At 57.3% G+C, this 6,567-nt stretch carries 2 protein-coding genes; both read left to right on the top strand.

The window, feature by feature from the left end; translation table 11 throughout:
• The first annotated feature begins 42 nt into the window (after positions 1–42).
• Positions 43–450, top strand: coding sequence for a DUF5011 domain-containing protein (locus K1Y02_24325; protein MBX7259509.1), 408 nt, complete (start codon positions 43–45; stop codon positions 448–450).
• 902 nt (positions 451–1,352) lie between these two features.
• The coding region (locus tag K1Y02_24320; GenBank protein MBX7259508.1) for a hypothetical protein at positions 1,353–6,567 on the top strand (5,215 nt) is incomplete at its 3' end.

Raw genomic sequence — 6,567 nt, 5'->3', positions numbered from 1 at the left:
AACCTTGCCGCCAACGAGACGCAGTCCACCCGCAATGCCTGGGTGAAAGTGACCGCTCCCGGCGCGCAGGGCAGCGGGGCGGAAGTGGTGATGCAACAGGCGGGCGATACCACGCCGCCGGTGGTGACGCTGCTTGGAGGCACGACGGTCACGCTCAACGTGGGGCAGACCTACCTTGAGCCCGGCGCGACGGCGACAGACGCCGTCAGCGGCGACCGCACCGCAAACATCGCCGTGTCCGGCACCGTGAATACCGGAATGCCCGGGACCTACTACCTCACCTACCAGGCCGCGGACGTGGCGGGTAACCTAGGAAACGCGACACGCACCGTGGTAATCGTCGGCGAGACCCCCGAAGGCGTGCCGGTGGGAAGCTGGGCCACGCCGATACTCATGATGGCTGCGGCGCTGATGCTATTAATCGCATACCGACGACGCCGCGCCGCCTAGCTTGGCAGTAGATAGCGAATGTCCAGACTTACAAGGCGCCCGGCAATGAAGCCGGGCGCTTATGCAGGCCTCCGGTGACTCCGCGCAACAACCCTGTCGCGATTCCCATCACGCTAAACTCCGCACCATATCCCAAATGCCGGGCTGTCCATAATCTGGATAGCTGAAGATGAGAATCCTCAGCACATGCTTCCACTGCTCCGATTCATTGAAGTAGGTAACATTAGGTCTAACCTTCGTTTATGCGTCGCAGTACAACCTGTGCAACTCCGACTAACGCATGGCACGAGGTATGCACCTTTGACTGCCAGTGACCCAATGGAAAATTGAGACAACCCGGTTCTTTGATTCCGTATGGATCGCAATGCAGAAGACGTGTCGATTGTGAATGGCTTTTCAAGGAGCGGCAGCTTCGTGAACCGCTATCCGCACACAACGCCCTTTACGTACGAGGTCAGTGAGTGCAGTATGCCAATGCAGTTTCAATCCTTTTTGGTCGCGGGGGCGATTGGATCTGAATAGCGAAGACCTCACGGTCCGGGCAAGGCTGGAGATATTTCCAGTGTTTTTCTGGTTTTTTCTGATTGGCAAATCCGCACATCTCTGATATAGTCGCGATATCCGCTGTAATGCCCCTACAGCGAAGAACTGGGTTGGAGTTCTTCCTATGTGTCATCGCCAGGTGATACAGGTGGAGGCAAGCGCATATCATGCGAGGGGAGCGGCGTATGCAGGGTGTAGGGTACCGCGTAGGGGAATCGACTTTACGCGATGTGATGCGGACTATCGAAGCGAAAAGTCCCGCCGGAAGTCGGAAGCGAGTTGGGGAACGCTCTCGAGTAGTTGATCGGACGACTCGACGGCACATACGTTGTGTTCACTGGTGGCCAGTTTCTCCTGCTTTGCTTTTAGTGTTGTTCCTTCTCGTTTCACTGCCCGCATTCGCCCAACGGACTCTCACGCTTACCGCGCCCGCGGGCGGAGAGAATTGGTACACGGGTTTCAAGGATATCGAGTGGTCCACAAGCGGCGCGGGGTGGAATGCAGGCGACACGCTTACCATCGAATACTCGACAAACAGCGGTACAGACTGGGCTACCTTGCCTGGCACGCCGTTGGCTAGCGCCGGAACCTACTCCTGGGACATCACCGGATACGCGGCCAGCACAGAATACATGGTGCGCGTTACCTGCGCGCAAGACGGCACGGCAACCGACACCAGCGGCCTCTTTCGCGGGGGACCGCGCGTCAGCTATTACGTCAATGACGGTGATCAGACAGACGACGTGTATTGCACGGACGTGGGTAATGATGCGAACGACGGATTAACGCCAGCAACCCCGAAGGCCAAGGTTCAAGCGATTCTCGGAGCCTATGACTTGGATCCGGGAGACACCGTCTTCGTAGATACTGGCAATTACACTACGAGGGTACAATTTGGGTGGGGCGATGGGGGGGACGCACTGAATCCAGTAGTGTTGCTCGGGGCGAATACGGAAATTGGTTCAACTTTTGAGCCAGCACCGGAGACTGGATATGCGGCCGTGAAAGTTGAAGTCGATTATGTTCGGCTACAATGGCTTCGAATATCGGGAGCGGACAAGGGTATCACGATAGCGAGCAACACATCTGAGCCAATATCAGGCTCAGAGATCCATGCGTGCGAACTCTACCAGAACGTGGATGGCGTCCAGAGTTTTGACCCCACTCTCAAAATGACGAACTGCATTGTGCGGGCCAATGCCGGGACTGGCGCAGGCTTTGGATATCTAAATGGCATAGTCGAGCCCTTCATGGGTGCGATAGTGAACAATACATTTGTTGGTAATGGGACATTTCAAGTCGTATTGAATTCTGCTGAGGGAAGCATATTCAAGAACAATATTGTGTGGGCGGATGGAATCGGGCAAACCGCCCTTGCACTCTCCAGTGTGCCGCTCGGGACGATGGACTACAACGACTTCTACGCAACCAATGGTGCGAGTTTGTTTCGGCCCTATTTGCACAATAATCCCAACACGTATGAATACTTTCTTTACAGCCATACCTCGCCGATAGAGTCACTTGCCGAATGGCGGGCTTACTCTGGACAAGACGCGCATAGCCTATCGGAAGATCCTCTATTCCTCGACGCTACGATTGGAGATCTTCATTTGTTTAGTACAGGAGGGAGTTGGCATGGGGGCAGCTTCACTTCAGATGGGCTTACGAGTCCTTGCATCGATGGCGGAGACCCATCTGATAGTGTTGTGGCTGAGACCTCCCCCGATGGCGCACGCATCAATATGGGAGCTTATGGAGGAACGGACCATGCATCGAAGTCGCCGGGCGGTAGACTGCTTACGCTTGTTGCTCCTGCGCAAGGAGAGAAGTGGGGGCTTGGGGTAGCAAATATTCGGTGGAATTCCACAGGTTCCTATTGGTCTTCCGAGGACACACTCTTGATTGAATACTCCTCGAACGCAGGCGGTAACTGGACGGAGCTGGTGGAAGGTGTCTCTGTAGCAGCGGGATATTTCGCATGGGACGTAAGCGGCCTCCAAGCTGGCGACGCGTATCAAGTCCGCCTTACGTGTGTTCAAGATGGCGCGGTAGATGTTGTGAGCGGACCTTTCCGAATTCTCCACCCCGTTACCTATTACGTTAATGACGGTTATCTCACTGATGACATATATACAACGACATTCGGCAATGACGTCAACGACGGACTGTCGCCAGCAACTCCGAAAAGAAACCTTCAGGAGATATTGGATACGTATGATTTGGAGCCGGGCGATACTCTCAAGGTGGATACCGGCACTTACGATCTTGCTGCCCCCATGCTCGTCGAGTTTTCTGATTCAGGGAACGCCGCTGCTCATGTAAAGATAATAGGCTCCACCAAACCCCAGGGCTCAACCTTGATCGGGAATCCGGCTTTCACGTTCGAAGGGGTAAACACATTCAGTGCACCATTCGTCTCTCTGGAATACATTCGAGTCACGCGGACTGCCGCCATACTTGTGGGAGACTACAGCAGAGTATTTGCCTGCGAGTTCTCCAAGAACTCCGGCGGATTTGATGCGGGCGCCATTTTGACCGGAATGTGGGCGGGCATCAATAGCGACGTGCTGGCATGCGACATTCGCGAGAATGAGAGCGGCATAACCGCATTCCCCGGAGTCACGGTAGCCAACTGCGTGATTAGAGAGAACAGTGGAATAGGCCTAAATGTAGGAACTAATGTTACCGCGATAAACAATGTAATTATTGCCAACACGCCAGGTGCATTCGCCCTTCAAATCGGTGAAGTGGGTCATGTCATCGAGAATAACATCCTCTGGGTGTCTGCTGAAAGCTGTGTCGCTCCTGCAATTCCCGTCCATGGGCAAAATTCTGTCATGGACTACAATAATATATATCTAACATCTGGGGGGCGCATGACACAAAATGGCGACACGCTCCTCGATTGGTTGGCATCATCCGGAGGGGATTTGCACAGTATCACCGATAATCCCGATTTTGTGAATCCCTTTGGAGATTATCATCTTCGGCGCAGTTCGCCCTGCATAGATGCGGGGACGAATCTGCCCAATATGACTGAGGACTTTGAAGGCGATTGGCGGCCATATAACTTGGTCACGGATATCGGGATAGATGAATACGCGATACCCTCCGTCCCCGTTGTTGAAGTGACACCCGTATCTCCCACGACGGAGGACAATCTCATTTGCGCTGTGACTACGCCGTCCATTGTGAGCCCGGATATTACTGTCCAATATCAATACACTTGGACAAACGGATTGGACACCGTAGTTCACGGCCCCATTACAAACGACTCGGATACGCTGAGCGCCGCGTTTACTGCCAAGAATCAGACGTGGACGTGTTCGGTCCGAGGATACAACGGCTTCACGTATTCCGATCCTGCTATCGACTCCGTGACGATAGACAACACTCTGCCCGGCACGCTATCGCTGACCATACCCGCCATCGAGAGTAATAGCATCAACCTGCGTTGCTACATGGACAAGAGTCCTGACCCGGACAACGATGTTGTCTATACGGTCGAGTGGTTTGTGCAGCATAAGGGCGAGGGGAGCGCCTCGTTGTGGGCGGGCAATGTGCTCACGACAAGCATCCTGACGCAGATTGACGCGACAGACACGCAGCCGGGGGATCTGTGGCATTGCGTGGTGACGTATGGCGATGGGGAGGGACCCGACGAAGAGGAAACCTCCGGCGTATGCCAAATCGTCTCCGGCGGCGTGAACGCAAGCTTCATTTCTCTTGCGATCGCGGGAGTCTCAACGATTACCTTGGGACAGACGATTACCGTTGAAGGGCAAATCCTTCCGACGCCATTCGAGCCGGACAAGCGGGCTCGTTTCTTCAGCACACCGCCGGGAGGCGTCGAAATCGAGTTTCCGGAGGACGTGGCATACAACCCAACGACGGGACGCTTTAACCGCACGTTCACGCCCACGGAAGCCTCCGAGGGGCGTTCCGCATGGACTACCTACTCCCATTGGAACGGTGATTCGGTGTACTCCGAAGCGGACAGCGATCCCGTGACGTTCACTGTCCTCAAGGCACTACCCTCGGTGTCGTTGTTGTTGAGCGCGTCGTCCGCGCCGATGAACTTTGACCAGCTTACTGCGACGGCGACGTTGGCGGCGACAATTCCGGATGCCTTGAAGCCGCTCCTTGCGAACCGCACGATCCGTCTCTTCCTCAAGAAGCCGGATGCGTCGTCGTTAGGGCCGGTGGTGGGAACGACGGACGCCAACGGGGTCGCAACGTTCACGCCGCAGATGTTCGCGGATGCGGGGATTGCGTTCAGCGATGCGGGGACGTGGCAGTTCATCGCGGAGTTCCCCGGAGACGACAACTTCCTGACGGCGACATCGGCCCCGTTTGACCAACCGGAGTCGGTGCGGCTGACGATCAAGGATCGCGCGGGGTACGCCGTCCTCGTGCTGGGCAAACTCGACGCGGACGCGGAAGGTCACGCGGAGCATGCGCGTACCGCGGACTTCACGTATCGCGCGTTCCGCGAACGTGGATTCGCGACGGAAGACATCTATTACTTGCGCGAGGGCGACGCACAACCGGCCCCGGATATCTTCGTGTCGGATACGACGCCGACCAAGGCGGAGGTGCAAACGGCCATCCAGACGTGGGCGCGCGCGAAGATGAACGCCGCCCCGGCGCCGTTGTACGTGGTGTTTATCGACCATGGCGCGACGGATGCCTTCTACGTGTACTCGGGCGCGTTCGACGCGACGCGGGTCATTTCTCCAACCGACCTCGATGGCTATTTCGATTCCCTCGAAGGCCAACTCAACGGTCAGGCCCTGAGCCAGCCGCGCGTGTTCGTGTACGGCGCGTGCCACAGCGGCTCGTTCATCCCGGCGGTGTCGGCGGAGAACCGCGTGGTCATCACGAGCGCGGGCGCGGACGAGGTGTCGCACCGTGGCACGACGGACCCGGATACGGGCGTGCGCGACGGCGAGGTGTTCGTGACGGAACTGTTCCGGAACGCGCGCAGCGGGAAGACGCTGAAGGAATCGTTCGAACTGGCGTCGGAGAGGACCGAGGAATACACGGCGACGCGCAGCAACGACGGGACAGCGGAACTGCCGCAACGGGCCTTGCTGGACGACAACGGCGACGGGGCGGGCTCGTCGCGCACGGCGCTGGCGTTTGAGGACGGCTATGACGGGAGCGCGGCGCACACGCTGGTGTTGGGCTACGGCGTGAACGCGGGCGACCCGGTGAGCTGGATTGAGGCGTCGCAGACCCGGACGCTGGAGACGGGCGAGGCGATGGGTCCGTTGGAAGCGCGGGCGATTCCTGCGCCGACGACGGGAGACACGGCGTGGATCGAAGTAAAGACTCCTGCGTATGTGGGCGGCGAACTCGCGGCGCTGGAGCTGCCGGACTTCCAGCAAACGATCCCGATGCAGCGCTTCGACGCCGAGGCAGGCATCTCCGAGCCAGGCACGGGCACGTATCGGTGGTCGGACTTCGGGACCACCTTCGACGCGCCCGGCACATACAAAGTCTTCTACTACATCAAGGATGCGGCGACCGGCGATGTGAGCACGCACATCCTGACGACAGTGTTCCGAGCCG

The sequence above is a fragment of the Candidatus Hydrogenedentota bacterium genome, assembly GCA_019695095.1.
In the GTDB taxonomy this organism is placed as follows: domain Bacteria; phylum Hydrogenedentota; class Hydrogenedentia; order Hydrogenedentales; family SLHB01; genus JAIBAQ01.
Note: the sequence above shows the minus strand (reverse complement) of the source record. Positions and strands in the feature narration are given on the sequence as shown.